26 protein-coding genes and 1 pseudogene are annotated in these 26,028 nt (G+C 44.3%); 14 read left to right on the plus strand and 13 right to left on the minus strand.

Going from position 1 to position 26,028, the window contains the following annotated elements; all coding sequences use genetic code 11:
* The first annotated feature begins 279 nt into the window (after positions 1-279).
* Entirely contained in the window at positions 280-1,440 is a 1,161-nt protein-coding gene (locus tag AC6I1F_RS13055) for an ATP-binding protein (RefSeq protein ID WP_497801821.1), read from the plus strand.
* Here the strand turns inward: AC6I1F_RS13055 and AC6I1F_RS13060 are convergent.
* Positions 1,428-1,778, minus strand: a complete 351-nt coding sequence (locus tag AC6I1F_RS13060) for a hypothetical protein (protein ID WP_251570687.1) — start codon at positions 1,776-1,778, stop codon at positions 1,428-1,430. The genes AC6I1F_RS13055 and AC6I1F_RS13060 overlap by 13 nt on opposite strands.
* A gap of 288 nt (positions 1,779-2,066) precedes the next feature.
* On the opposite strand from AC6I1F_RS13060, the gene AC6I1F_RS13065 reads away from it, so the two are divergent.
* The 7 genes from AC6I1F_RS13065 to AC6I1F_RS13095 all read left to right on the plus strand — a co-directional run bounded on the left by AC6I1F_RS13065 (position 2,067) and on the right by AC6I1F_RS13095 (position 8,412).
* Positions 2,067-2,867 carry a phosphate ABC transporter substrate-binding protein gene (locus AC6I1F_RS13065; RefSeq protein WP_251570685.1) on the plus strand — a complete coding sequence of 267 codons (801 nt, stop codon included), beginning with the start codon at positions 2,067-2,069 and terminating at the stop codon, positions 2,865-2,867.
* 56 nt (positions 2,868-2,923) lie between these two features.
* Positions 2,924-3,805 (plus strand): phosphate ABC transporter permease subunit PstC, encoded by an 882-nt coding sequence (pstC, locus tag AC6I1F_RS13070; protein WP_251570683.1) that lies wholly within the window; start codon positions 2,924-2,926, stop codon positions 3,803-3,805.
* Between the two features lie 29 nt (positions 3,806-3,834).
* On the plus strand, positions 3,835-4,650 hold the full coding sequence (gene pstA / locus AC6I1F_RS13075; RefSeq protein WP_277612613.1) for a phosphate ABC transporter permease PstA: 816 nt from the start codon (positions 3,835-3,837) through the stop codon (positions 4,648-4,650).
* 3 nt (positions 4,651-4,653) lie between these two features.
* On the plus strand, positions 4,654-5,409 hold the full coding sequence (gene pstB / locus AC6I1F_RS13080) for a phosphate ABC transporter ATP-binding protein PstB (RefSeq protein ID WP_251570679.1): 756 nt from the start codon (positions 4,654-4,656) through the stop codon (positions 5,407-5,409).
* Positions 5,409-6,071, plus strand: coding sequence for a phosphate signaling complex protein PhoU (gene phoU / locus AC6I1F_RS13085; RefSeq protein ID WP_251570676.1), 663 nt, complete (start codon positions 5,409-5,411; stop codon positions 6,069-6,071). Before pstB ends, phoU begins: the two co-directional genes overlap by 1 nt.
* Positions 6,068-6,736, plus strand: coding sequence for a response regulator (locus AC6I1F_RS13090; RefSeq protein WP_289170609.1), 669 nt, complete (start codon positions 6,068-6,070; stop codon positions 6,734-6,736). Before phoU ends, AC6I1F_RS13090 begins: the two co-directional genes overlap by 4 nt.
* A gap of 95 nt (positions 6,737-6,831) precedes the next feature.
* Positions 6,832-8,412: a sensor histidine kinase gene (locus AC6I1F_RS13095; RefSeq protein WP_497801822.1), complete on the plus strand. Its 1,581-nt coding sequence runs from the start codon at positions 6,832-6,834 to the stop codon at positions 8,410-8,412.
* A 168-nt stretch (positions 8,413-8,580) separates the two neighbouring features.
* Here the strand turns inward: AC6I1F_RS13095 and AC6I1F_RS13100 are convergent, their stop codons facing one another.
* Genes AC6I1F_RS13100 through AC6I1F_RS13110 form a run of 3 tightly spaced genes read right to left on the minus strand, consistent with a single transcriptional unit; the run spans position 8,581 to position 10,520 of the window.
* Positions 8,581-8,970: a hypothetical protein gene (locus AC6I1F_RS13100; protein ID WP_251570670.1), complete on the minus strand. Its 390-nt coding sequence runs from the start codon at positions 8,968-8,970 to the stop codon at positions 8,581-8,583.
* The gene (tnpA, locus tag AC6I1F_RS13105; RefSeq protein ID WP_497801823.1) at positions 8,909-9,268 is read right to left on the minus strand and encodes an IS200/IS605 family transposase; all 360 of its coding nucleotides are present in this window, start codon (positions 9,266-9,268) and stop codon (positions 8,909-8,911) included. The genes AC6I1F_RS13100 and tnpA overlap by 62 nt, the downstream gene beginning before the upstream one ends.
* Complete coding sequence (locus AC6I1F_RS13110) at positions 9,189-10,520, minus strand: IS4 family transposase (RefSeq protein ID WP_497801824.1); 1,332 nt, start codon at positions 10,518-10,520, stop codon at positions 9,189-9,191. The genes tnpA and AC6I1F_RS13110 overlap by 80 nt, the downstream gene beginning before the upstream one ends.
* A gap of 200 nt (positions 10,521-10,720) precedes the next feature.
* On the opposite strand from AC6I1F_RS13110, the gene AC6I1F_RS13115 reads away from it, so the two are divergent.
* The 4 genes from AC6I1F_RS13115 to AC6I1F_RS13130 all read left to right on the plus strand — a co-directional run bounded on the left by AC6I1F_RS13115 (position 10,721) and on the right by AC6I1F_RS13130 (position 15,118).
* The gene (locus AC6I1F_RS13115; RefSeq protein ID WP_251570704.1) at positions 10,721-11,422 is read left to right on the plus strand and encodes an AAA family ATPase; all 702 of its coding nucleotides are present in this window, start codon (positions 10,721-10,723) and stop codon (positions 11,420-11,422) included.
* A 10-nt stretch (positions 11,423-11,432) separates the two neighbouring features.
* The gene (locus AC6I1F_RS13120; protein ID WP_289170612.1) at positions 11,433-11,702 is read left to right on the plus strand and encodes a hypothetical protein; all 270 of its coding nucleotides are present in this window, start codon (positions 11,433-11,435) and stop codon (positions 11,700-11,702) included.
* 428 nt (positions 11,703-12,130) lie between these two features.
* Positions 12,131-13,513, plus strand: coding sequence for a replication protein (locus tag AC6I1F_RS13125; RefSeq protein WP_251570701.1), 1,383 nt, complete (start codon positions 12,131-12,133; stop codon positions 13,511-13,513).
* A gap of 522 nt (positions 13,514-14,035) precedes the next feature.
* Positions 14,036-15,118, plus strand: coding sequence for an ATP-binding protein (locus AC6I1F_RS13130; RefSeq protein WP_289170615.1), 1,083 nt, complete (start codon positions 14,036-14,038; stop codon positions 15,116-15,118).
* A gap of 358 nt (positions 15,119-15,476) precedes the next feature.
* Here AC6I1F_RS13130 and AC6I1F_RS13135 read toward each other — a convergent pair whose 3' ends face one another.
* From AC6I1F_RS13135 to AC6I1F_RS13165, 7 genes and pseudogenes are all read right to left on the minus strand, one after another.
* A complete protein-coding gene (locus AC6I1F_RS13135; protein WP_251570697.1) occupies positions 15,477-16,010 on the minus strand; it encodes a hypothetical protein in 534 nt (177 codons plus the stop codon).
* Positions 15,980-16,219 (minus strand): hypothetical protein, encoded by a 240-nt coding sequence (locus AC6I1F_RS13140; protein ID WP_251570695.1) that lies wholly within the window; start codon positions 16,217-16,219, stop codon positions 15,980-15,982. The genes AC6I1F_RS13135 and AC6I1F_RS13140 overlap by 31 nt, the downstream gene beginning before the upstream one ends.
* Before the next feature lie 736 nt (positions 16,220-16,955).
* Positions 16,956-17,663: a hypothetical protein gene (locus AC6I1F_RS13145; protein WP_251570693.1), complete on the minus strand. Its 708-nt coding sequence runs from the start codon at positions 17,661-17,663 to the stop codon at positions 16,956-16,958.
* Positions 17,664-18,219: 556 nt separating this feature from the next.
* Entirely contained in the window at positions 18,220-18,585 is a 366-nt protein-coding gene (locus tag AC6I1F_RS13150) for a type IIL restriction-modification enzyme MmeI (RefSeq protein ID WP_497801825.1), read from the minus strand.
* A gap of 59 nt (positions 18,586-18,644) precedes the next feature.
* Positions 18,645-20,441: an IS1634 family transposase gene (locus AC6I1F_RS13155; RefSeq protein WP_281523370.1), complete on the minus strand. Its 1,797-nt coding sequence runs from the start codon at positions 20,439-20,441 to the stop codon at positions 18,645-18,647.
* Between the two features lie 204 nt (positions 20,442-20,645).
* Complete coding sequence (locus tag AC6I1F_RS13160) at positions 20,646-22,448, minus strand: class I SAM-dependent DNA methyltransferase (RefSeq protein ID WP_497801826.1); 1,803 nt, start codon at positions 22,446-22,448, stop codon at positions 20,646-20,648.
* Positions 22,449-22,691: 243 nt separating this feature from the next.
* Positions 22,692-22,892 (minus strand): annotated as a pseudogene (locus tag AC6I1F_RS13165) (type IIL restriction-modification enzyme MmeI); the annotation flags it as partial.
* 151 nt (positions 22,893-23,043) lie between these two features.
* Here AC6I1F_RS13165 and AC6I1F_RS13170 point away from each other — a divergent pair.
* Complete coding sequence (locus AC6I1F_RS13170; RefSeq protein WP_497801827.1) at positions 23,044-23,928, plus strand: IS1634 family transposase; 885 nt, start codon at positions 23,044-23,046, stop codon at positions 23,926-23,928.
* 15 nt (positions 23,929-23,943) lie between these two features.
* Positions 23,944-24,789 carry an IS1634 family transposase gene (locus AC6I1F_RS13175; RefSeq protein ID WP_497801828.1) on the plus strand — a complete coding sequence of 282 codons (846 nt, stop codon included), beginning with the start codon at positions 23,944-23,946 and terminating at the stop codon, positions 24,787-24,789.
* 186 nt (positions 24,790-24,975) lie between these two features.
* Here AC6I1F_RS13175 and AC6I1F_RS13180 read toward each other — a convergent pair whose 3' ends face one another.
* Complete coding sequence (locus AC6I1F_RS13180) at positions 24,976-25,671, minus strand: type IIL restriction-modification enzyme MmeI (RefSeq protein ID WP_497801829.1); 696 nt, start codon at positions 25,669-25,671, stop codon at positions 24,976-24,978.
* Positions 25,646-26,028: type IIL restriction-modification enzyme MmeI (locus AC6I1F_RS13185; protein ID WP_497801830.1), on the minus strand; the 383-nt coding region annotated here is incomplete at its 5' end. The genes AC6I1F_RS13180 and AC6I1F_RS13185, both read right to left, overlap by 26 nt.

Raw genomic sequence — 26,028 nt, forward strand, 5'->3', positions numbered from 1 at the left:
AGCACATCCTGAAGCAGAGAAATCCAAAATTTTTGAGTTTCCCCCTTTTCATATCCCTTCCATTCAGAGATGAATTTTTTTGCGTTCTGGCGTTGTTTAGCGCTGTCCATAATAAGGAATCTATGATGACTTATGACATAGCTTGAAGTTTAAGACGAGTTGAAGAGCACACCCAGGACACAGATGGCGTTTCTTACGGTGTAATTTTGGACAAGATCAATAATCAAGAATTTCGTTGATATACTTATATAAATACTCAAGAAATTCGTCGATATAGTTATGATAGAAAGATCAATTAGCGTAAAAGTCGCTTCATCTACACCTCCGAAGGCGGTCGCAATTTTTGGGCCTCGAAGAGCCGGGAAGACAACCTTGTTGGATTATTTGGTCGGGACAAAGGACGCAACCTGGATTTACGGCGACTTGTTTAGCGGCATTGAAGCCTTGAACATTAAGACAGAGTCAGATGCGGATACTCTGCTGAGCGGAGCTAAGGCAATCGTTATTGACGAAGCTCAGCGGATTCCGGATATCGGATTGAAAATAAAGATATTGGTCGACAGAAATATTCAGAAGAACTGGGGCACGAAAATCTTCTTATCCGGATCTTCTTCTTTACAGCTGGCTAGCGGAATCAAAGAGTCAGCGCTCGGGAGAATCCGAAGCTACCGCCTATGGCCTTTATCTCTGACGGAGTTGGCAAATGACTTTCTGTCTTGGCCGGAAATCGAGGAAATGCTTGGGCGATTAATGGTTTTTGGAACATTCCCGTCCGTTATTACAGAACCTGCAGACGCCAGAGAGCTTCTGATGGAATACGTTGAAGATATGCTGTACAAAGATATCTTCGCGACTTCATCGGTTCGTAAACCTGAGCAGCTGATGCATCTGACTCATGTCCTTGCGCGTCAGATAGGAAGCGAAGTTAATTACGACAATCTTTCCCGAGAAGTCGGAGTTTCCCGTTCAACAATCGTTGAATACGTTGACCTGCTGGAGCAAAGTTACATCATTAAGCGGTGTCCGTCGTACTCGGAGAATACAGACAGCGGTCTAAAAAAGGGCAAGAAGATTTATTTTGTCGACAATGGGATCAGAAACGCGGTACTTGGAAACTTCTCGATGCTGTCCGCCCGTCAGGATGCGGGGGCGCTGTTTGAAAATTTCTTCTTCATGGAGAGATTTAAGTACAACGACTACCAAAGAAATTTCAGAGATCTGTATTTCTGGAGATTAAAACAGTCCGGAAACACAAAAACATCAGAAGTAGATTTCTTGGAAGTTCTAGACGAGAAACCTGTCCAGGCGTTCGAATGCAAGCTGTCAGATAAGATCGGAACAACACGTTCAATTTCGCAGTTTTGCAAACGGTTCCCTGATTGCAAGGTTGAAGTGGCGACGCCGAAAAATATAAGAAGCTTCTTTGATCAGCGGGAATAGAAGTCGTCTTCGCTGTCGGACTGTTCCGTATCCTGATTTTCTATAGCGGAAAGCAGCTTTACTGCTTTGACGAAACACACTTTCATCACATACATCGTCAGATCGATCGCTCCTCCGCCTCCTTTTTTTGCGTCCAGATCAAACCATCGTTCGCCGGTGATTAGGAGATTACTAAACCTTCTGCCGTTGATTTCAGCGACGAATAGCTTGCTGTTTTCATTTTTCTTAGGCACGTATGTTTTGTCTTGTGTGACGTATTGACCGAGAAAGCGTAGAACGGTTTCTAAATCCTGATTTCTTGCGGAATGTATCTCTGCGTCAGAAAATCTCTTGGCCATGGTAAATCCTCTTTGTTCTTAAATTGTAGCGAAGTCAGGAGAAATAAAATTACTAGTAATTAACTATTAAATTACTAGTAAATAACTATGAAAGTACTAGTAATTAACTATGAAAATACTAGTAAATATTGATAAAATGAACTACCTCAAAGTCAAGGCCTGATACGAGACCTTATACAAGGGGTCATCTTAATGTGAAACATTCAGGTTAACTTAGATTTAACAAAACATCAATTTCGTTTTTACATGTGCCTTTTATGATTGCTTCGTTTTTTAAAGGAGTTAATTATGAAAGTATCTAAGTTAGTCACATTTATTGGTTTTACTTGTGGTGTTATTTTTGCCGGTTCTGCCTTCGCAGGCAATGTTTCTACCGACGGATCCACGTCGATGGAAAAAGTGATCGGCATTCTGAGCGAGTCCTATCACAAGGCTAATCCTGACGTTAAGGTCACATACAATCCGACCGGATCCGGTGCCGGTATTACTGCTGCCTTAGAGGGTAGAACAGATATCGGTTTGTCTTCCCGTGGATTGAAAGCCGATGAACAGAAAAAATTAGTTGGCACAACGGTTGCTCTGGATGGCATCATCATGGTTGTCAATCCGGGAAATAAATTAAAAAACTTGTCATTGGAGCAAATCGCCAAACTCTATAAAGGCGAAATTACAAATTGGAAAGAACTAGGTGGTGTCGATGCTCCGGTGGTTTTGATCGGACGCGAAGCAGGCTCCGGTACCAGAGATGGTTTTGAATCGGTAACTCACACCAAAAATGCTTGCAAGTACCGTCAGGAATTGACCTCTACGGGAGATGTGATCACAACCGTCAGCCAGAATCCCAATGCAATCGGGTACGCGTCGTTATCAGCCGTCAGCAAAAAAATTTCTGTTTTATCCGTCAACGGTATCAGAGCTTCTGAAGCTTCTGTCAAAGACGGTTCCTATAAGTTACAACGCCCGTTTGTTTTCGTGACCGTTAAAGACAAAGCCTTATCTAAGGATGCTCAGAAATTTTACGATTACGCCTTATCCAAAGAAGTTGCTCCTCTGATCGTTAAGGCTGGTGTCGTTCCGGTTGCTAAGTAATAAAGAAAGCGTCGAGAAAGGCAGGATTACTTTCTGCGCTTTTAAAGGTTGAGACGATGATTCAGTCGAAATCAAAAAGTCTTTTCAACACTGAGTCGATAGCTTCTGCAGCGTTTTTAATCTTAGGCGTCATCAATATCGCCTTCGTATTAATTATCTGTATTTACTTGATCATTGCAGGACTACCGGCAATCGCAAAAATCGGTGTTGTTGATTTTCTCTTCGGAACCAAGTGGGCTTCAACGGCTAATCCGCCGGTGTTCGGCATTTTGCCGTTTATTCTGACCTCCGTTTACGGAACTGCCGGAGCGATTCTTATCGGTTTGCCTTTGGGATTCTTTTCAGCGGTCTATTTGGCCAAAATGGCTCCCAAAAAGGTCAAATTAGTCATTGCTCCGATGATCGACCTTTTAGCCGGTATTCCCTCTGTCGTATATGGTTTTATCGGTATGTTGGTCTTGGTTCCTTGCGTTCAGATCATATTTAATATTCCAGATGGTTCCTCCTTGTTCTCGGCCATTATCGTGTTGGCCATTATGATTTTGCCATCCATCATCAAGGTATCGATGACAGCAATAGAAGCCGTTCCTATCGAATATGAGTTAGGAAGTTTGGCTTTGGGAGCAAATAAGGTCGAAACCGTATTCAGGGTTGTGGTGCCGGCAGCAAAAAGCGGAATTGCCGCTGCTGTGGTTTTAGGTGTGGGAAGAGCAATCGGTGAAGCGATGGCTGTAATGATGGTTGCAGGTAATGTCGCAAACATGCCAAGCCTCTTCGAATCCGTCCGGTTCCTGACAACTGCGATTGCTTCTGAGATGTCCTATTCCTCCGGACTTCAGCGTGAAGCATTGTTTTCAATTGCTTTAGTTCTCTTTGTATTCATCATGCTGATCAATGCATGCCTGAATTTGATACTAAAGAAAGGGTATAAAAAATGATGCTGATGCGGAAGTTATACAAAGTAAATATGCTCTTTGGGACATATTTATGCATGGCGATCACGGTCAGTATCGTGATCTTTATGATCGCTTATATTTTTTTCAAATCCGTTCCGTATTTTTCTTGGCAACTATTGACCAATTCGCCAAGTTATTTGAACGATACCATCGGCGTATTGCCGGATATCTTAAATACGCTTTATCTCACCTTCACCACTTTATTGTTTGTTCTACCGATGGGGGTGGGAGCTGCAATTTACCTGAACGAATATGCCACCTCGCCGAAGTTAGTCAAAGTCATCGAATACTGTATAGAAACCTTAGCCGGCATTCCATCCATTATTTTTGGTTTGGTCGGCATGTTGGTTTTCTGTCAGTTTTTTGGGTTAAAGACCTCCTTGCTTGCCGGTTCGTTAACGTTAGTGATCATGAATCTTCCGACCATCATTCGAACCACTCAGGAAAGTTTAAAAACCGTTCCGCAAGGCTACCGGGAAGGGGCGTTTGGGTTGGGAGCCGCCAAATGGCACGTCATTCGAACGGTCATTTTGCCTTGTTGCATTGAAGGCATTGTGACGGGTTGCATCTTAAGTATCGGAAGAATGCTGGGCGAATCCGCGGCACTTCTATTTACCGCCGGTTTTGCTCATACCTTAAACGGATATTTTGAAGGCATGCGCTCAGCGGGTTCCACTCTGACGGTTGCTCTCTATGTTTATGCCAAGGAGCAGGGAGAGTTTGAGGTTGCCTTTGTTATTGCAGCAATCCTTTTGTTTATGAGCTTACTTATCAATCTATTAGCCACATTCCTGGCTCGTAGAGTTCAAAAAAGAATGGCAAGCTAAATCATGGAAACTATTTTTGAAGTCAAAAAGTTCAATCTTTGGTATGGCGAAACCCATGCTCTGCATAATGTCAATATGGTCATAAAAGAGCATGACATTACCGCCCTTATCGGTCCCTCGGGTTGTGGTAAATCCACTTTCATTCGTACATTAAACCGTATGAACGATTTGATCCCTAATGTAAAACTCGAAGGCAACATCAAATATCGAGGTCAGGAATTGGTAAACAGCGATATTGATGTCAGCCAGTTGCGGAAAGACGTGGGGATGGTTTTCCAAAAGCCGAATCCCTTTGCCATGAGCATTTATGACAACGTTGCTTATGGTCCTCGTACCCACGGAATCAAGAAGAGAACTCAACTCGATGAGATCGTAGAGCGTTCGCTCAGACATGCGGCTATTTTCGATGAAGTCAAAGATCGATTAAAAACTTCAGCTTTAGGTTTATCCGGCGGTCAGCAACAACGATTATGCATTGCCAGAGCGCTAGCAATTGAACCCGACGTTCTGTTAATGGATGAGCCGACATCTGCGCTTGATCCGATTTCAACTGGAAAAATCGAAGAGCTGACATTAGAGCTCAAGAAAAAGTACACGATCGTTATCGTTACCCACAATATGCAACAAGCCTTGCGTATTTCGGATAACACAGCTTTCTTCCTTTTGGGAGATTTAGTGGAGATGGATAAAACAGATGTGATTTTTACAAAACCCAAAGATAAACGTACCGAAGATTACGTAACGGGAAGGTTTGGATAATGAGAAAAAATTTAGATGGGCAGTTGCAGCGATTAAACAACAACTTGCTTTTAATGGGATCCCTGTGTGAAGACAACTTAGCCAGTGTATTTAAAGCCTTTAGAGAGCGAGATCGTGAACTGGCTTTAAATGTTTATCGAGCCGACTATGACGTAGATGCGAAAGCTCGCGATATTGAAACACTATGCCTGAATATTATTTTGCATGAGCAACCAGTGGCGATCGATCTTTTGGTTGTGTCGGCGACATTAAAGATGGTGGCTGATTTGGAGCGAATCGGTAATCAGGCAAGCGACATTGCACAGATTGTGATGAGTTTTGATTACAACTACGAAGGTGAAGATTTAAAGCTTTTGCAAAGCATGGCAAAAGAAGCGTCTTCTATGGTTAAGTTGTCGATTGACGCTTTTATTCGCCGCGATGAGGAGTTGGCAAAAGCGGTAATTCGACAAGACGATGCGGTTGACGAATATTTTTCAATGATCAGGAAGGCACTGATTTTAAAAGCCAGAACCTGTGAAAAAGATACGGAACTCTCTTTGGACGTGATCATGATGGCAAAATACTTAGAGCGTATCGGTGATCATGCTTGTAATATTGCCAAGTGGGTTTCATATATGACCACCGGGAAAATTAATACGGTTTTGGACTTAAGCCTATGATTTATTGCGTTGAAGACGATACCGACATTCGTGAGATCGAGCAGTACACCTTGCAATCCATGAAGATGGAAACTCAAGTGTTTGCCGACGGTACCAGCTTCTTTGCCGCAGTTGAAAAACGAGTCCCTGATCTTGTCGTGTTAGATATCATGCTTCCAGATATGAGTGGCATCGATATCCTGAAACGTCTTCGAACTGGGTCTCGAACTCGTCATGTTCCGGTGATTATGGCAACAGCTAAAGGCACCGAGTATGAACGAGTTAGCGCCTTGGATATGGGTGCGGACGATTATCTGACTAAACCCTTTTCTTTGATGGAAATGGTGGCTCGCATCAATGCAGTTTTACGTCGCTGCCAGGGCAATATGCCGACAGAGGAAATCACGTTCGGATCTCTATCGTTAGATGAAGCCAGTCATGAGGTCAAAATCGACGGAAAACTTATCGATTTAACCCTAAAAGAATACGAACTCTTGCATTTAATGCTTAAAAGACAGGGTCGTGTATTTACCCGGGATCAATTACTTGATCATATTTGGGGTACGGACTATGACGGGGAAAATCGTACGGTTGATGTTCACATTCGCACGTTGAGGCAGAAATTAGGCGAGATGGAGTACATTATTAAAACAGTTCGAGGCGTTGGTTATAAGGTTGGTTCCTAACTTTGACGAGCAAAGTCTTTAAATCAGTATTTTTTTCAACTTTACTGTTTTTAATCATCGGATTAGCTTCCGCCCTATGGTTTGCTCACGGTTTGATGAAAAACAACGATGAGCAACTGCTAAATGAATACACGGAAGCTTTGGCAAATGATGTTAATCACTTCGGTAAGGATTACGCCAAGGACTTGAGCTATGGCTCTTTTCGCGTGACGTTAATCGATCCGGACGGAAAGGTCTTTTTTGACAGCAAGGTTAAAAATGCTGACCAATTGCCTAATCACGGTGATCGAAAGGAATTTGTTGAGGCTCTTAACAACGGCTTTAGCTCCGTTGAGCGTTACTCCGAAACCTTGGGTACCAAGACGTTCTACGATGCCGTAAAACTCAAATCCGGAGAGATTCTTCGTACTTCCTTTACGACAAAAACCGTTTTTAGCATGACTTGGACGTTGCTTTTGTGCCTTATCGGCATTGTTCTGATTTCTGCAATGATTTCTGCCTTTATCGCGTATCGGTTATCCGTCAGTATTGTCCGACCGATCAATGCAATAGATTTAGATCATCCGTTAAAAAATGATGTTTATGCCGAGCTTGAACCATTGGTTCGAAGAATCGATATGCATCAGCATCGGATCAATGATTTGATCGATAAGGTTTCAAGGCAATCACGCGAAATGCAGGCCATTATGGCGAGTATGTCAGAGGGATTGGTACTCTTTAATAGTTCGGGCGTGATTATCAGTATCAATGAAAGCGCAAAAAATATTTTTAAGATCGATAACTCCTGCGTAGGAAAAAATATCCTTAATATTGATCGCTCAGCTTTAATTCGCAAATACTTTGATGAAGGCGAAGACCTCAATAACAAAATTGAGGATTTGGAGTTAAACGGACATTTCTATCGAGTATTCTTCAATAAGATTGATACCGAAGATAATCACGTTGGTTATGCTTTATTGGTCATTGATGCGACCCAAAAACGAATTGCCGAACGACAACGGCAGGAATTTACGGCGAATGTTTCTCACGAATTGAAAACACCTTTGCAGTCCATTATCGGAAGGGCCGAACTTTTGGAAAATAATTTGGTTAATTTCAAAGACGTGGTTCCTTTTGCCCAGCGCATTCGCAAAGAAGGGGAGAATCTTCTCAACCTCATCAACGACATCATTCTTCTGTCAAGACTGGATGAAGGAAAACGGCTAGCCGACGAACCTATTGATCTGGGGCATGTGTTTGCCGGAATTAAAGAAACTTTAGAAGATAAATGCAAAGAGATGCAGGTTTCTTTAAGCATTAAAGGGGAAGCGCCCAAACTTTTTGGGGCGATTCGCTACTTCCATCAAATGCTTTTTAATCTTTGTGACAACGCAATTAAATACAACAACCCCGGCGGTCATGTTTGGGTGACATACCGTCATGACAACGATTATGTCTACATCAATGTTCAAGACGACGGTATTGGGATATCCAAGTCGTCTCAAATGAGAATTTTTGAGCGCTTTTATTGTGCGGATAAAAGTCACAGAAAATCCCGAGTTGGAACCGGACTCGGACTTTCCATTGTTAAGCACATTGTTTTGCTTTACGGGGGCACGGTAGAAGTGGAAAGTGAAGAAGGTAAAGGTTCACTATTTAAATTGAAATTTCCTAAAAAGACAGTTCGCCAGTCGTGACTTCTCCCCGCCCAGATCGGGCGAGGCTTCTCACTTTTAATACTGTCTTTTTACTAGTGTTTTACTAGTAAAACATATGCCTATACGCATGTATAAAAACCCGTCTCAGCTCCAGGAAATTGGCAGCCTCGACGGGGAAAAACTCATATTTGAAGTCTGTCCAGAAAATCAGAACGAAAAACCAAAGCTGCGAAGCAGCTTCTGCACGTTTTTGTTCGCAAGCACTTCCGGCTTTTTCAATTGCGGGGCCAACCAGTCGATCGCAATTTGATTGGTGTAGAAAGTGCGGAAGACACTTACCGGCAAAATATTTTCCTTTCGAAGGACCTGCATAACCAGATCACAGTCCCTGCTAATGGCCTCAGAAGCGAAGTACCTGGCCTGTTTGTCCGTAATTTTGATGACAAGGTGTGAGGCATCCTTTTCCGGTGCTTTTAACGAATTCCGCGGAATTCCCCGTGCGTAAGCGCGGGGATGGATAGCGGCCGGCCGAATGTCAATTCGGCCGTTGATTTTTGATATATCTCCCAATAATGGCAGTTGTTGCTCCGCCTCCAACTGAAATTACACAGTAACTTTTTGTCCAAAAGCGTTTGCCCCAAAGCTTCCTTCGAATCTGATTGAAGAATTCTTGACGAATTTTCAGAGATGATATGGTTTTTAGTTTACGTACCGGATTTGAAAGGCAAATTGTCGGAGGGTAAGAGATCAATAGATGAACATGATCTTCTTCTCCCGAGCACTCCAAAAGCCTGACTTGATCCCGTTGACACAAGTCAGCAAAAATTTCTTTGAGCCTTTCCAAGATCGTTGATGAAATAACTTTTCGTCTGTAAGCTACTACACCGCTGTCCAAAATAATTTGATTTTAAAACTTGCCATCTGAATTTATCGGGGTTTACCGTCTGCCGGAGCCTAAATGGTGAATCAACCCCCTCTCCAAGAAAAAGACAGCCCTGTGACGATTCCGGAGGACTCTCCCATCCCTTTATATCCGGCTTGTTAAGCCAATGTTCTAGTGATTTACAGGTCATAAGGTTTAACTTGAAGTATCTGGCTAATCTGCAAAACGTCCAGTTATACCTGGAACGGCGCCTCAATAGCTCCAGCAGAAGTATGGCTATGGCAGCTGTCCAAATCTGTGTCATAACTGCGTTCTCTGTTGTCCCTATGAACGATTTAATGACCAGATTCTGTTTTATGCGTTTAAAGAACAACTCAATTTGCCAACGCTCCTTATACAAGTCGGCAACTTCGGGAGCAGTTAACTCCTTGCTGTTGGTGAGGAACTCAAACCAACGATCGGTTTTTTCGTCATACCATTGGACCACTCTGAATCGCATATCTTCGCAATGCTTTCGTGCTTGAGTACCGGTAAAGCTCATCTCGTAGAGTCCCCATTTCTTATCAGGATCCTCTTGTATAAGACCTTTCCTCAAAGGTGTATGTACGGCGTTATCTTTAAGGCGAGTTACAAAAGTTACGCCTTTTTCACTGAGCCTTTTAAACAGGCTGTAATCGTTGTAGCCTCGATCCATCACTACGATGGATCCCTTGGGAATATTTTCCAGAATGCTCTTTGCACCTTTAATGTCGCTTACTTTGGCCGGGGTTTCAACAAAGCATAGGTCGTTGTTCAAAAGCGTATGCAGCTTTATTCCGCCTTTTCTTCTGCGATGGTGCGCCCACTCAAACAAACGCAGACACAAGCTTATTGTCGTTGAATCCAGCGAATAAACGGGCTTTGTAAAACGTTCGCTAAGGCGCCCTTGGATTTCATGACGGAATTTATCCGGTAATACGTAATAGAAGTCCTCGTAAAGCTTGTAAGGGCGATTCTGGTTAACGTAGCCTAAAGTAGAGCGGCATGCCGCTTTTGCTCCGATATGATTAAGTTTGCCTAGACTCGAAAAAAGACCGTCAGAAATTTCCTTAAGTGACTCTGCCCCCGTCAGTTGGCAAAAAAGCATTGCAATAAATTGACTCCAGCTTGAGAAGCCTTTGGATGCCTTGTCTGACTGATGCTTGTTGACTAAATGTTGAAATTCAAGTTTGCAACCCATTGACTGGACAAGTTGCGCAAACATGGATATTGTTGCTCTTTGCATGCCGAATCCTTCGATTTTTTATTGCTGGGAACTTTAAATTTATCGAAGATTCGGCATCTTTGCATCTAGACGTTCCGAAAAAATTTATTTTGGACAGTAGTGAATCAAAATAGAACACCGCGATTTTCCAGTAAACTTTAGTAAAGGTTACTATGTTTTTCATAGTAAAAATTCTTTTTTGCTTATTACGGACAATCAATATGGCACCGAAAATAATTGCAGTGTGCAACACAAAGGGCGGCACGGGAAAAACGACCGTTGCCGTTCAGATCGCAATTGCAAGACTTCGCCAGGGAAAAAAGGTGTGGTTTGTTGATGGTGATCGTCAGCAAACCGGAGCAATGGCAATGACGATGCGCCTCAATCATCGGGGACGAAGACGTATCCCATTTGCAACCTACCCTGACGGGAAATCGCTTCAGTTCAATGTCAGAAACATGGCAGAGCAGTTTGATACTGTCGTTATTGATGTCGGCGGATTCGACGCAACAACGATGCGTGCAGCGATGATGATTTGTGATGTTCTTTTGATTCCGTTTCAGCCGAGAAGTTTCGACAGCTGGGCGCTCTCAAAGATGGATTCTCTGTTGGAAGACGTCATGTCACTTCGAGGGTCGTTTCCCGTATACGCAATGATTAACTGCGCTGATCCGAACGGAGTGGACAACAAGGAAGCTGAAGAAGCTCTAAACGATTTCTCGACGATGAAGTTTCTTCCGTGTGCGTTTGGAAGAAGAAAAGCGTTTTCGACCTCCGCGGGTTACGGACTGAACGTCGAAGAAATTAAGGTCAGAGATCAAAAAGCACTCAATGAATTGTCAGCTCTGATGATAGCTATTTTCGGAGAGCCGCTCAAAGGGAAAAAGGACGAAAATGTCGATAGTGAAAATACCGAAAATTAAAGAGGGCTCCATGTTTGGAGACGCGAAAAAAAGGCCCTCGGTCGATTTTGATTCAAAGCGTGTTAAGGATTTCATCGAAGGAGCTCCGGACGGAATCAGACATCGATGGAAGCTAAAAGGGAAAAAAGTTGTGATTACCTTGACGATTTATCCTGAGGATCTGCAGAAGGTTGATGAAATTGCTGAGACCCTGGGTATCACAAGAACAGCTCTGATAAACCTTTGGATTCAGCAGAACTTGAACAAATCTGAGTTTGATTGTAGTGATCTGAGCCTGTAAAAAATAAAGCCGGAGAATTTGAGATTACTAGTAAAACACTAGTTATTTACTAGTAATTTACTATAAAAACACTAGTAAATTACTATAAAAATACTAGTAAACGAATAGTAATCTTCCTTTTTCTTTAATCTTGAATTTATTGAAGAACATTCGGTTAAGAAAGAATATTTTTTTATTTACGATAGATAATTTTGTAGAATTCAGAAATGGAAAGAGGATCAGAGAGTGCAATCTCTGATCCTCGAAAAAAGTACGCAGCGGAACGCCAATTCCGTTGCATGGCCGAAGAACCATTCTTCTTCAGCTGGCGACAAAAGCCGCCGGTTAACCATACAAACGAACCAAGTCTCACCAAAGATTTCTTCGTCTGTACAACCCGGGAATAGGCCCTTAAAGGCATAGACCCATAAAACATGTGTAATTATACATTGAAAAGAAACTCTCTGAAATGCAAAACGGGCGGACCTTCCGCTCAGCTCGAACTTGATTTGAACGTCTCGGCGCTGAGTGAAGCTGCTAACTACCATGATTCCGAGCGATTCGGATTTTTTGCAATTCTGACCAGAGATGCCTCAGGGAAAACGAGTCAGAAATCGTACACACTGGACAAGCTGCCTTTTATCCTCGATCAAAACGGCCAGCTTTCGCGCCTCTTCGTTGGGTGCAAACACGACGTTTACGTGAGTCAGGCCTCATTTGAGACGCCATCCAGGCGAGTTGTGAACCTCAAAGAGATCAAATTGGCATACCTCGATGTCGACTGCTACAAGTTTGCGTGGGGCCAGCATCAGAGTCCTGAGGAGATTGCCGCGTATTTCAACTTTCTTTGCGATTTTGAGAACGTTCCAAGGGCCTCAGAGATTGTTTTTTCAGGGCGCGGGCTGCAGGCGAAGTGGTTCTTCGAGAAACCGATTCCGCGCCAGGCACTGCCTAGGTGGAACGCCCTGGAGCGGACTCTGGTTGAGAAAATGGAGCCGTACGGCGCTGATCCTCAGGCGCGGGATGCGTCTCGTGTACTGCGCCTCGTGAACACGGTTAATCTCAAATCCGGTCAAATGTGTCGAGTTGTGTTCCTCAATCGCAATGAGAGCGGTCAGATTGTTCGCTACGGTTTTGATGAGTTGACTGATCTAGTTCTTCCAAAAGAACGCCCGATAAGGCACCAAAGAGCGCCTACAAGCACCAAACGACAAAAAAAAGAACTTCCCTGCAACTACGGCCTTGAAACTCTTCATTGGGCGTTTTTGGAGGATTTAAGGGCGCTTCTACAGATAAGGGGAAGAATCGAAGAAGGGATGCGAAATAGATTCCTTATGCAGATGCTCTCTTACTTGGCGCTTTCAAATCAAGTGACGCTGACGGATTTCTATCGGGAAGCTCAGTTTTTGGCAGAGCAAATCGATTCTCGATGGACCTATCACTCAAAAGATTTCGGCACTGTGTACGCAAAATTCAAGGCTCACGTTGACGGAGAAAGAGTTAACTGGAACGGTCAAGAAAAGACGCCGCTGTACACGCCAAAAGCGGAAACGCTGATCGCCTGGTTCCAGATCACAGAAGAAGAGCAGAGGCAACTGAAGGTCATCCACTCGAACGAACTCCGCAGAGAGCTGAACACGGAGAAAAAACGTCTCTGGAGAGCTAGTAAAGGCATGCGGACGGCTCAGGAATATAACGAGGATAGGGCCAGAAGCAGAGATTTCAATTCCGAATCTGTGAAAAAACTGTCAGAACGGGGATTAAGCCAGAGAGCAATCGCTGAAAAGCTCGGTGTTTCAAGGGCTTTGGTCAGAAAGTACCTTGCTTCTTAAGAGGTGGGCACCGATGTGTCACGGTATCTGTTGGCGTAGCCTGTATTTACTGCCGTAGGCTAGTAGCCCGATTTTTATCGTTTCTTTGAAACGAGTAGCCCTGCGGAGTGTCACTGCGGAGGGTCTGGCGTTTGGCTTCGGCATTTGCATCGGCCCGGATTTTCTTTTTGGTTCTTTTTCTTTGTGAATTTCTGCCTAATCGCTGAAAAGCTCGGTGTTTCCTAGGGCTTTGGTGCAAAAATACTTGCGTAATTACTAGGTGGATACCGACTGTCACGGTATCTGTATGGCGTAGCCGGTATTTACTGCCGCAGGCAAGTAGCCCGATTTTTTCGTTTCTCTGAAACGAGCAGCCATATTTGGTGGCATTGCGGATGTCTATTGCAGGATTAAAAAAAGACAAAAGTACCTTACTTTTTATTATAATAATTAGTAAAGTATATTTTTATTTTCATTATGAATCGTTATATTCCTCGTACCATTGAGAAAGCGTTGGCGTCTGCCTCCCCATCACGGGCGTATATGCTCTATGGAGCCAGGCAGGTTGGAAAAACCTCTCTGTTGAGACACCTTCTGGCGAACAAAAATGTTGAATGGCTGACCGGAGAATCATCCACAGACAGAGAGAGGCTCCAATTCGATACTCAGCAGGATCTGATCGACTTCCTGGGGACTCATCCGGTAATTGTGATCGACGAGGCTCAGTACGTTGATGGTATCGGGCAGAGCGTCAAAAGAATGGTTGATCAGCACTCTGACAGCCTGATTTTTCTGTCTGGATCAAGCTCTCTAAAGCTGGCAAGAGGAGTAAAGGAATCTGCTGTTGGTCGATTGGATTTTTTGACGCTGTTTCCTTTTTCCGTGGAAGAGCTGATAGAGGCAAAATCTTGGGACTGGTTCCGAGTGAACTTTGAGAGATTGCTGATTGCGGGAAGCTACCCCGACATCATTGATTCTTTCAACGAAGAGATTGACTCCCTGGCCTATCGGCTCCTCCATTACGTCAACGGTGTTTTTTTACAGGACATCTACGAGCTTGGAGGAATCAGAAAACCTTCTACTCTGAAACATCTGCTCAAGCTGCTGGCCAATAGCGTCGGATCACAGGTTAGCTATGACGGTCTGGCCAGAGAAACCGGATTAAGCAAGCAGACGGTCATGAACTATCTAGACCTTCTCGAGCAGAATTTTGTGGTTTTTCGAGTGGATTCTTACGCCAGAAACATTGCCACGGAGCTGAAGAAATCCAAGAAAATCTACTTTTTTGATAACGGCGTGAGAAACGCGCTCCTGGATAAATTTTCTCCTTTCTCAATGCGTGATGACAGCGGAGCGCTTTTTGAAAACTTTGTTGCGGCCGAACTTTACAAACGGCACTCCTACAGAAGAGACAGGACGCATCTGCATTTCTGGAGGACTGCTCAAGGCCAGGAGATTGATTTTCTTGAGGTGAAAGACGGAGAAATTCAGCGCGCGATCGAGTGCAAAGTCAGCAAGAACGCAAAAGTGAAATCTGATGAATCCTTTAGAAACGCATACGGCGTTAGTCGTATTGTCGTCACACCGGAATCTTTCAAAGAGTTTTATTCCGGGACGTCCGAATAGCTCAGGTTGTAAAACTGTGGTGTTTTTCACATATCAGACTGTACAAATAACCGAAAATCGTCTGATTTTTTGAAAAAGTAAGATTCATTCAAGTTGATTCAGACAGTAATCACTGTCTGAATCAGACCAAAAAAGCCCGAAAAAGCTGATTTTTAGGATGGGTAATACTGTCATAATCGGATCTCAACTCAACATAATCTGGACTTATGTTGAGTTGAGTGCTTATCGTGTATAGGAACAATAGTCTTTGAAAAGACTGTCCAAGTAAGCGTCATCGTTTTCTAGGGAGGGGGTGAATTGCTGTGGAATTCTTTTCCTGCATCAGACAGGAGTCCTTCGTCAGCCTTGAGTATTTCGTCTATGGCTTTATATAGGCCCATAGGTTTGAAATTACGTTCTTCAAGTCTCCCAGCTGATTCTGTTTGATGAAATCGCAAAACACCTTCAGACAGTCACGATAGGTGTTTTCAGTCCCGACTGATCGGGTGAGACCTGCCCGGTGAATCATTCCGACAGCTTTCTTTGCCTGAGTTTCAGACTTTGCGAAGTGCCGCTGAATTTTTCCGGTCGGCTCTTTTTCCTGGATGATTTCTTTGACGGAAGCGAATGTTTCGTTGGGCTTCAGATCTCCGCGTGAGCGAAAGAACGAAGAGAGAATATTTCGGTACTGGTTTGCGACTTTTTCGGAAATTTTTTCGTAGGCGGAACGAATAAATTCATGCGCATGGGAAAACGTCGCCGAAGTTAAACCGATAAGGCCTTTTTCCTGCAGCGCAGCAGAAAAAGACGCCAGACAGGAATGCGCGTCTGGTTTTTGGGTCCACGATGCGCCCCTGAAAGCAGAAAGCGCCTCTTTGGCGTCTAAATCCGGTGTGAGTTCTTCTCGATCCATCGGGCCACAGTAGTTGCGTGAACGCAGATGCGCTGTTCTTTCAGCCACAGCGTCAAATCGATTGTGCGTGCTCCGTTTCTCTTCAGCTCAAGAAGCTCAAAAGCGAAGCGGTCAAGTCGGCTTCTTCGGAATCTCCCCTGCTTTCTCTGGATCGCGCGAAGCGCTTGGAGACGTTCGACTTCTTCTGCGGCGTTAAAGGTCTGGTGCATGAAAAAAAATTGTTAGATCAAACAGCGCTTAAAAGCCTCTGCCGCCCAAAAATTTGGACTCGAACTGTTAGCAGGCGTCCTAAACCTGAAAGCTGCATGTCGATGACACTGCGGCCGCAAAGCTCAACAAAGAGAGCTTTACTTGGCATTGCAGGTTCAGAGTGTGACGATCACAAACTTACTACTGCCCCTTCTGCCTAACGAAAGGATTGTTTTTCTCCCCAAAAACACATAAAAAACGGTCAGGCTCACTGCGCCTGCTGCGAAAAATCTCACTTTTGCTTCTTCCTCGAAAGAAACGTTCAGGAAGTGGGAAACCTTAAATCTGCCAAATAACGATGGCGAGCCGGAAGTTTTTATGCTTGTCCTTCACAAGCTGCCCGCAATTTTGGGATTAGTGATGCGCGGGCGGCATTAATCACCTCTCCACAAAGAGCCAGAATTCTAGCATGAGACGATAAAAATAAGAAACTGTATTTAACCACCTGCGTTTAACTTTTTTTGATATGGGTAACTTGTTGAATGGAAAGAAGGAATGCGCCTCAGGCTCTGTCGCAGTTCAGTGCGACAGAGCCTGAGGCGCAGCGAAGGTTCGGGGTGCAGGGGGCTTCCCCTTGCGCGCGGGGTTTCGGGGGCGAGGCGTTGCACCCGAATTTCAGGCCGCCAGGCCTGAAACAATGCCGCTGAAAGCGGCGGCGCACTGGTGTGTTCGAAGCACGCCTGAGCGCCGCGCCGCTCAAGATTCTTCGAAGCAGCGGGAAAAGTAATGTCCGTTGCGCTCCTGCTTAGAGAGGAATGCCCTTACTTTCTGAAGATCACCGTTCACCAGTTTCCGACCGGAGAACTTTTCCAGCACTTTGAAAAATGCGCCGGCTGTCTGCAGCGCTTCGTTTGCGCTGCGAACCTGCTCGATCTCTGAGCGCAGCGCTGTAAGTTCCGTCTCAAGTCGGACTTTCTCCTCTGCGGCTTTCTGACTGATCGATTGAAGTTCCTGGATGAACTTTGCATCTCGCTCTTGAAGGCGCTGTTCGAAAAGCGCTTCTTTTTCGCTGAGCTTTTCTTCGAACAACTCCTTCTCTTCGCGAAGCTGAGCCTCCAGCGCTTCAACTTTCTCTTTCTCGTCGGCGAGGTCTTCTAAAGCGGCAGAACGCAGTTCACTCTCGCTCTGAGTTTTCTTTGCGACTTCCGCTTCCAGTTTCTTTTCGAAAATGGCGGACACGGCGGAAAGCAGGGTTTGCTCTTCGGTGTAGTCCAATTTCATCGGGCGCTCTTTCTGCGGCTTGGAAAGATTCATGTCCCGCAGGATCGCAGAGTAGCGATTCATGCTCCCGCCCATGAAGTGCGAGCGCATTTCAGCGGTTGTCGGAAATTTTTTATGCTCCGCCAGATAGGCACGAATGAACGCTTCAACGTCTTCTTTAGGGACGAATGGAGGTTTCGGCATTTTGAGATCCTTTCATATAAGATATATATCATTGTATTATATATATCAAAAGAGGTAAATATGAGACATGACCGTTCCATCGCGTTTTCAGTTTCGTGAAGAAAAGTGGCTCTGAAGGAGATTTTCAAGCCGTCTGCGTTCGGTGGGTAAAAAGTCTTTAAGTTTGCAGTAAAGTTTTTAAAATCAACTTTTTCTCAATACGGCGATTTTTTACCCCTTAGAGAGGGAGCTCGAATTTGCGCGTCATTTTTACCGTTTTTTTTTGCAAAAAATGTCACCCGAATAGGAGAAACGACAGAAAAGAAGAGTAATTGCAGGATCGCCTTCGGGTGCAAATTCTAGAGACTAGAAATTGACCCAAAGGTCAGCCACCGCACTTCGCGCGGTCCAAACGCCAGTTTGGGGTTCATCCTGTCCACCGCTTTGCGGTCGAAACCTGCTGTTTCGGGATAGAAAAAACTTCTCCATCGGAAGATGAATCCGGTGGAGAAGCTGCTAAAAAACGAAGAAAAAAAATGATAAAAGATAAGATATAAGATACAGCCCGAAGAGGCGGCTATTCTTCCTTTCTTGTCGATTTTTTTGTGCTCCGCGCCGCGGAGGCCTGTTTCTTTTTCTCTGCTTTTTCCACCTCTTCCGCTGCCGCAAGCTCTTCAAGTTTTGCCTCATAGCGTTTAAATAACTCCGCGACTATTTCCGCCTCAGAAATCGACGCTTTAAAGCCATAGGCTTTCATGACGGCTTTGTCGTTGGTAATGTGAGCCTTAAGCAGATCTTCCGGCATGGTTAGGGAGTTATACAGATCGGCGTAAGAGCAGTCTGAGTGAGCTGATCTGGCGGTCAAAATTCCTTTGGCCGTTTCCTCGATTTTCTTTTTTTGTCCCGACTTTTCCTTGATTTTTAAAACGATTTCGCGGTACAACCCGTGAGTACCAAGCCTTTAGCCGATTTTATATTTTAGCGACTTCGTAGTTCAACGATTCATCGGATTTTAAAGCTTCTTCCAAGTTTCCTAACTAAAGAGCCGTGACTCTCAAGACGCGTCAGGGGCTCCAAGCCGCACGATTTCCAGATGTCATTGGCAATTTCCAGAAGAGGTTTGTACTCTCCGGAGGACGTGCTCCCTTCAGAGTTTTCAACCACACACTGATATAGCTGACTTTTACTTTTTCTTAATGCATTCAAGGGGGAGACGCTGAGCGCATTGAGGGCTTCTACAACCTGCCTTACAGAGTATTTCAAGGCATCCTCTTTCAGCTGTTTCTGCATTAAACGAGTCAGGACAAGGCTGATATAGCACAGTACAAAATGACCCCGTATATGCTTGGTTGTCCATACGTAGACCGGCCTGGCTTCAATCGCCGTTTTTAACACTCTAAAGTTATCCTCGATTCTCCAGAGTTGTCGAAGCAGTGCATAAATGACGCTCGGATCTTGATCTTCGATATTGGTCAGCAAGGCCGTGTAACCGCACCATTTAAGACGCTTGGTGTAAAGCGTTTCATTAAATTGAACTTCTTTAAGCTCTGATTTAATAAAACTCTTATAGCCGTTGCGATTAGCTGCCTGGACAGCTTTCGCTCCTTTTCGTACGAGTTCTTTCGCACGTGTTGTCTTTTTTCTCAGTTCATCCAAGTCGTGCTTATAACGTGATAAAGAGAACGTTGCAATGCACTCAGCCTCCAGCTGGATTTTTCTCGATTGCTCACCCTTTGGATAAACGCGCTTGTTGATTGGAAGAGCCATTCGCTTGATGCGCCAAGAATCTTCTACGCAGTCATAACTCTCCCATCCGTCCTCTTCCAGAAGAGAATCTTGTTCTGTACGGTTTAGTTTTACGTAAGGAGGATAGCCAACAATATATTTAAACCCGGCCTGTTCAAGGGATTCCAAGTTGATGAGTTGGTTTAACCCGGCATCGGCTATGATCGTTACGTTGTTTAACTGGTAACGTTTTTTAAAGCCTTCCACCACCTCAAGCATTGTGCCGACTTCGGCAGTATTACCTCTAAAGAGCTCGTAGCCAAACGGTATTCCTTCGCTGTCTACAAGTAAGCCCATCACAACCTGTGTTTCTTGGGTTCGATGTTCTTTGCTCATACCTCGAGCACGAAGCTCATCTTCGATAAAACTCTCAAAGTAAAAGGTGGTGACATCATAAAGAGCGATCGTAAGATCCCTCTGATAAAGCTTGTCTATTGCCGCGTTTAACCGATCAATGATCTTTTGCTTGCGTTCGTCAAGTATATCCAGCAAGTTGTACATATCCTTGAGAGAAAGGCTCTCAAAGTCGTATAGATATCTATTCCTGTCAATCCACGTTCCTAGTTTTGATTCAGGCCTGAGTATCCGAGCAACCGCATTGTAAAAGGCCAGTTTATTTAAATCGACCGGAACCTTTCCTCTGTAATTGCGCTCTAGATTCTTGAAGTATTGGTCTAATTCAAGCTTGTTCCAAATCGTTAGAAACGGTGCTGGTGAAACGAGAAATGAACTGCCTAACTCAGTGGAGTTCGATGCGCTGTCAACGATTGAGACTCCGCTGCCGTTCGGCAGCTCGGTCGCCTCCGCATAGGCCTGAGTTGATTCCCGGAAGAGCTTTAAATCTGAATTGATAAGTTCGAGTCCGTCAGGGTGCTTCTGCAGAAATAGTTCCTTGTTCCCGTAGCTTTTGAGCTGACGAGTTGTGGACCTTTTTGTAATTGGATCTCGATACTTCTCGACGATAGAGATATAGACCTTGCCTTTTACCTTTCTTTCCGAAATTGAGATGGACACGACTCACTCCTCCTTATTGATAATTATATCATAATTAGCCTTAGTTGAGCTACCTTGTCGTTAAATTTTCTAGAAAAAATTTCGAATTTATCGTTGAATATTCAGAAGGTTAAAGAAGCTTATTGATACATTTTTCTGGAAAAGTCGGGAACGAAGAAAAAAAATGATAAAAGATAAGATATAAGATACAGCCCGAAGAGGCGGCTATTCTTCCTTTCTTGTCGATTTTTTTGTGCTCCGCGCCGCGGAGGCCTGTTTCTTTTTCTCTGCTTTTTCCACCTCTTCCGCTGCCGCAAGCTCTTCAAGTTTTGCCTCATAGCGTTTAAATAACTCCGCGACTATTTCCGCCTCAGAAATCGACGCTTTAAAGCCATAGGCTTTCATGACGGCTTTGTCGTTGGTAATGTGAGCCTTAAGCAGATCTTCCGGCATGGTTAGGGAGTTATACAGATCGGCGTAAGAGCAGTCTGAGTGAGCTGATCTGGCGGTCAAAATTCCTTTGGCCGTTTCCTCGATTTTCTTTTTTTGTTTATCAGAGATGTCTGGCCATGGGAAGTTGTTGTAGACAATGTCTTTGGAGTAGCGATAGTCGCTTTTCAGCCTTCCCGCTACAGTGCGCATCCAAGCCATGTGGACGGAAGAATTCAAGATACCGAAGTGATACAGCGTCGCATCAGAAACTATAAAAACCAAATCGCTTGCTAACGAACTAGGCTTCATGAAACCTATTGGAACATATTCTCGTTTTTCGGAAGAAACTTTTGGAATGATTAAATAGCTAGATTTCGGAATATTTGTTACGTGAAACTTTGTTGGAGTCTCAGCAAGTTTGACGGTCCCTGGATTTGGGCTTTTTAACCTGTAGTCTCTGACTTTCTCAATTCGGTCAAGGCACAAGGGCATTTTTCTTAGTTCTTTTGGGTCACAGTCTCTTAAGTAAAGACAGTATCTTGGTTTTTGCTCAATGAATTCCTTAGAACCATACCAAGGACGGAAAAATTTCTTCGATGCAGGTTCCTGAGAAATAAAATTCTCCATTTCTTCTTTAGAGAACAAATACACTCCTCCATCAATTGGCTTATTACCAATCCCTATGCAGGGAATATCACACAGAGGACTATTTCTCGACTCAATAAAGGTATTCGCCCCGTCAATGAGGTATCCGTTGATGTTTTTTGCGTTGCTTTTTTTTGAACCATCAAAAATCCAGTTTTTGAGGCCAGAAGGAATAGCTTTGAAACCGATAATGACACAGTGAACATGCGCCATACCTAAAGATTCGCTGTCCCAACGGAAAGTCCTGTAGGCAAAATCAAAAAAAATCTTGGTCCCCAACAAAGGCTTCCAAAGAGTTGCCACGGAGTCTCCCTGACTGATTGAGTTTGTCGCAACTAAAGCCGCAGAAATTGAAGTTCCCTGCATAAAGTCAGCGCATTTTTTGAACCAACAGGAAACGTAATCAAGATTCCCTGAGTTCTTCCAGTCTTTACCAAAAACATTCTCAACATCCTCTTTTTGAGCTTTTGTCATTAAGCGGGCTCCGAAAAATGGAGGATTCCCCATGATGTAGTTGAGTTTTGACGCTGGTACAACCTCATTCCAATCAATGCGAAGAGCATTTCCCTCGTGAATGTGAGCCGCGGATTTAAGCGGCAGAAAGTTTAGGGACTGCCCGACGATATCTTCTGTCTCTTTCATCATTTGTGATTCAGCAATCCAGAGCGCTGTGCGTGCAACAGTCACCGCGAAATCGTTGATTTCAATTCCGTAAAACTGGCTGATATGCACTTGGATTGGACTGAGAGATTCTCCGAGAGATATTTGTCCCTGATTCAATGCGCGCAGGGCTTCGTTCTCCATCTTTCTCAGGGACGTGTAGGTTTCAGTCAGAAAATTTCCACTGCCACAAGCCGGGTCAAGAAAAGTCAGTTTTCCAATCTTCGCACGGAATTCTTCGAGTCTCTTATTTCGAGTTGCGGTTGCCTTGAGTTCCAGTGCTGCTTTCAATTCGGTTCGCAGATCGCTTAAAAACAGAGGATCGATAACCTTATGAATGTTTTCTACTGACGTATAGTGCATCCCGCCTTTGCGTCTGGTTTCAGGATTCAAAGTACTCTCGAATACGGCGCCGAAAATCGTCGGGCTGATGAGGCTCCAGTCAAAACCTTCGCTTGCTTTCTTGAGAATGAGTTCAACGATTTCAGGAGATATCCTCGGAATTTCTACGTCCTCATCCGCAAACAGACCTCCGTTGACGTATGGGAATGCTAAAAGATCGTCTGGCAGGTATGGGTCTCTCCTGTCTTCAGGTGTATTGAGGACTTTGAAGAGCTGGATCAGTGCATTTCTTGGATCGGTGGAGTACTTTCTGAGGTAATTATGGAATTCAAGATGGGTTGAGAATAGACCTGAATCCTCTGCATAGAGGCAGAAAACTAGACGAACGCAAAGTTTGTTGAGGCTTTTTCCTGTTTTTTACACTTTTTAGCTAACTAAAAGCCTCATGAGCCCCGATGGGCTCTTATTTTTGCGCTTATTTTACTATTTACTTCTACGTATTACCTGTAGTATAATAATAGAGGTTTTATCAAGGTACGTACTCATGCACTACAGAATCGGATTCAGCTCTAAGAAAGAAAGCGCCAGTGTTTACATTGAATGCTCGGTAAGAAAACCGGGCGTCAACCACCCGGTACGAGAGATTGTTAAACGTCTTGGAAAGAAAAAAGATCTTCTTGAAAAGGATCCAAACGCACTTGAGAAGATTCAGTTGGAAGTCGACGAGATGAACCGCGGTGTCCAAGGCAGGAAATTTGTCTCGACACCGGCCACTCTGGAGAACTTAAACTCTGAGCTGGCGGAGCTGATGCAAAACCAAAGTCTAATGAAAGATGCTCGATTCGATAACCGATGCGCCGGGTATCTTATCCTCAAGAGTATCTACGATGAATTGAATCTGGATTACAAACTGAACTACATTTCTAAGGATGCCGCTTTCAAGTATGACTTGGCAAAGATAACTAAGGATCTGGTGCTTCTCAGAGTCTTAAACCCTGCCTCGAAGCTGCGTTCCTCCGTTCACGGTCCGGCTGAGTATTTAGGCTTTTCCTCGGACAATGTCAACCACATCTATAAGTCCTTAGATGTTCTATGCAGGAACAAATCTGCAATCATTGATTACGTTAATAAGCAGTTTGGTAAGCAAGTCCCGACAAGAAATACAGCTGTGTGCCTGTACGACATTACGACATACGCATTTGAAAGCACAGACCAGGATGCACTTCGTGACTTTGGATACTCGAAAGATAAGAAGTTCAACGAGGTACAGGTGGTGATGGCTCTTGCCACGGATCAGCAAGGATTACCGCTGGATTACTCTCTGTTCAAAGGAAATCAGGCGGAGGCGGCAACCATGGTGCCCTTCATATCCGAGCTCAAGAAAAAGTTCAAGGTATCAACTTTACGATTGTCGCCGACAGAGGCTTAAACAGCAAAGCCAACATTGACGCACTGGTTAAGCTTGGCAATAACTACGTTCTATCCTCAAAGATCCGAGGGCGCCAGTGAAGACATCAAAGCTCAGGTACTTGACCCTGAGGGGCGCAAGCCGCTGATCCGTACAGGCAGTGACGGTGAGGTCATTGAAGAAGGCTGGTACAAGGAACTGCATGTTACGGAGCCGATTCTTTATAGATATCCGAATTATGTCTTTGAGCAGAATGATGAGAAAAAGCTGGAGGATTTAGAAAATCAGCTCAATCACAAAACAACTAAGTCGGCAAAGAACGTTAAAAGCACGATCAAACGCAGATACATAATCACGTGGACTCCGTCTCGCGCCGCCAAAGATAGAAAGGATCGAGACAGGCTAATCAGGAAAGCCAACTTGCTGATAGCGTATCCCTCCAACATAAAAGCCAATTTCAAACGAGGCGGAAGAAGCTTTGTGATTGTGGACATGCAGCTGGAGACGGCCAGACTGGACAGTAATCTCATTGAAGAGCAGGAACAATTTGACGGAATTCACGTCGTGGAAACTTCCTTGGACTCTCCCGCACAAGAAGTCTTAGCGATTTATGGGAATCTGTGGCGTATAGAAAACAGCTTTAGAAACCTGAAAAGCTCTCTGCAGGCAAGGCCGGTTTATGTTCGACTGCCGGAACATGTCAGAGGTCACTTCTTAACCTGTTATCTGGCGCTGTGCATCAGTAGATACTTAGAGCATAAATTGAATGAAGCCGGCAAACATAGGACTCCGGATGAAATTGTCCATAGCCTAAATTCAGCCAGAATTGCATTGATTAATCCGACCCCAAAAGTTGAGTTCTACGGGGACAAGCGGATTTAATGAGACAGTTGCGGACATTATGTCCGTAGTCGGGTTAACGGTCCCTGACACATTTGAACAGCCCTGTACACTCAGGAGAAAGCTGAAAGTCCTTTGCTGCTATGAGAGACCTATTTACCTCTACTACGACAAAAAATAAAAAAGAGAAACCCTAGAAACATTGATAATACGGGCTTCAAGGTTTTTTTATGACTCTAAAAGTGTAGAAAACAGGAGAAAAGTCAGTTTTCCAATCTTCGCACGGAATTCTTCGAGTCTCTTATTTCGAGTTGCGGTTGCCTTGAGTTCCAGTGCTGCTTTCAATTCGGTTCGCAGATCGCTTAAAAACAGAGGATCGATAACCTTATGAATGTTTTCTACTGACGTATAGTGCATCCCGCCTTTGCGTCTGGTTTCAGGATTCAAAGTACTCTCGAATACGGCGCCGAAAATCGTCGGGCTGATGAGGCTCCAGTCAAAACCTTCGCTTGCTTTCTTGAGAATGAGTTCAACGATTTCAGGAGATATCCTCGGAATTTCTACGTCCTCATCCGCAAACAGACCTCCGTTGACGTATGGGAATGCTAAAAGATCGTCTGGCAGGTATGGGTCTCTCCTGTCTTCAGGTGTATTGAGGACTTTGAAGAGCTGGATCAGTGCATTTCTTGGATCGGTGGAGTACTTTCTGAGGTAATTATGGAATTCAAGATGGGTTGAGAATAGACCTGAATCCTCTGCATAGAGGCAGAAAACTAGACGAACGCAAAGTTTGTTGAGGCTTTTTAGAGAGTTCGTGCTTTCTTTGTTGGCATATTGAGCCAATAAAGCGTCGTAAATTTCGCCGACAATTTCACCCGCTTCAACAGAAACCTCCTGCTCAAATGCGGTCAGCTCCTTTTCCACATCCGCTAAAAAACGCCAGACGGTGGATTTGCTTTGGAAGTTCTTCCAGTTTGATGATTTCCGGCTCAGAGCTCGTGTCGCTCATGTCGTGAATGTGAAATTCCCTGAAATTGCACACCACAATGTAATTCGGATAGAAATTTTTCCCTAAATCCGCTGCGTATCGTTTTGCCTGCTCAAACGGTGTCAGCATTGCTCCGCCAGACTGTTTGTATTTTCTGTTCAGATCGACAGAGGCGCCCTTTTGTTCAATCAGAATTTTTGTAGGCTTTATGTAGGCGTCAATGAACTTTGTTTGACCGTCAACAACGACCTGTCGTTCAAAATCCAATAATCGAGTTGCTTGAGGAATACCCA

The organism is Parasutterella sp. St.1A3, assembly GCF_059728705.1.

Bases quoted from the DNA above. Each gene is read 5' to 3' on its own strand.
- pstA (WP_277612613.1), top strand. From the start codon at position 3,835: ATGCTCTTTGGGACATATTTATGCATGGCGATCACGGTCAGTATCGTG.
- AC6I1F_RS13090 (WP_289170609.1), top strand. From the start codon at position 6,068: ATGATTTATTGCGTTGAAGACGATACCGACATTCGTGAGATCGAGCAG.
- pstC (WP_251570683.1), top strand. From the start codon at position 2,924: ATGATTCAGTCGAAATCAAAAAGTCTTTTCAACACTGAGTCGATAGCT.
- AC6I1F_RS13055 (WP_497801821.1), top strand. From the start codon at position 280: ATGATAGAAAGATCAATTAGCGTAAAAGTCGCTTCATCTACACCTCCG.
- phoU (WP_251570676.1), top strand. From the start codon at position 5,409: ATGAGAAAAAATTTAGATGGGCAGTTGCAGCGATTAAACAACAACTTG.
- AC6I1F_RS13145 (WP_251570693.1), bottom strand. From the start codon at position 17,663: ATGCCGAAACCTCCATTCGTCCCTAAAGAAGACGTTGAAGCGTTCATT.
- AC6I1F_RS13130 (WP_289170615.1), top strand. From the start codon at position 14,036: ATGCTCTATGGAGCCAGGCAGGTTGGAAAAACCTCTCTGTTGAGACAC.
- AC6I1F_RS13140 (WP_251570695.1), bottom strand. From the start codon at position 16,219: ATGCACCAGACCTTTAACGCCGCAGAAGAAGTCGAACGTCTCCAAGCG.
- AC6I1F_RS13065 (WP_251570685.1), top strand. From the start codon at position 2,067: ATGAAAGTATCTAAGTTAGTCACATTTATTGGTTTTACTTGTGGTGTT.
- AC6I1F_RS13110 (WP_497801824.1), bottom strand. From the start codon at position 10,520: ATGCAAAGAGCAACAATATCCATGTTTGCGCAACTTGTCCAGTCAATG.
- pstB (WP_251570679.1), top strand. From the start codon at position 4,654: ATGGAAACTATTTTTGAAGTCAAAAAGTTCAATCTTTGGTATGGCGAA.
- AC6I1F_RS13120 (WP_289170612.1), top strand. From the start codon at position 11,433: ATGTTTGGAGACGCGAAAAAAAGGCCCTCGGTCGATTTTGATTCAAAG.
- AC6I1F_RS13115 (WP_251570704.1), top strand. From the start codon at position 10,721: ATGGCACCGAAAATAATTGCAGTGTGCAACACAAAGGGCGGCACGGGA.
- AC6I1F_RS13135 (WP_251570697.1), bottom strand. From the start codon at position 16,010: ATGGATCGAGAAGAACTCACACCGGATTTAGACGCCAAAGAGGCGCTT.
- AC6I1F_RS13170 (WP_497801827.1), top strand. From the start codon at position 23,044: ATGCACTACAGAATCGGATTCAGCTCTAAGAAAGAAAGCGCCAGTGTT.
- AC6I1F_RS13060 (WP_251570687.1), bottom strand. From the start codon at position 1,778: ATGGCCAAGAGATTTTCTGACGCAGAGATACATTCCGCAAGAAATCAG.
- AC6I1F_RS13095 (WP_497801822.1), top strand. From the start codon at position 6,832: ATGAAAAACAACGATGAGCAACTGCTAAATGAATACACGGAAGCTTTG.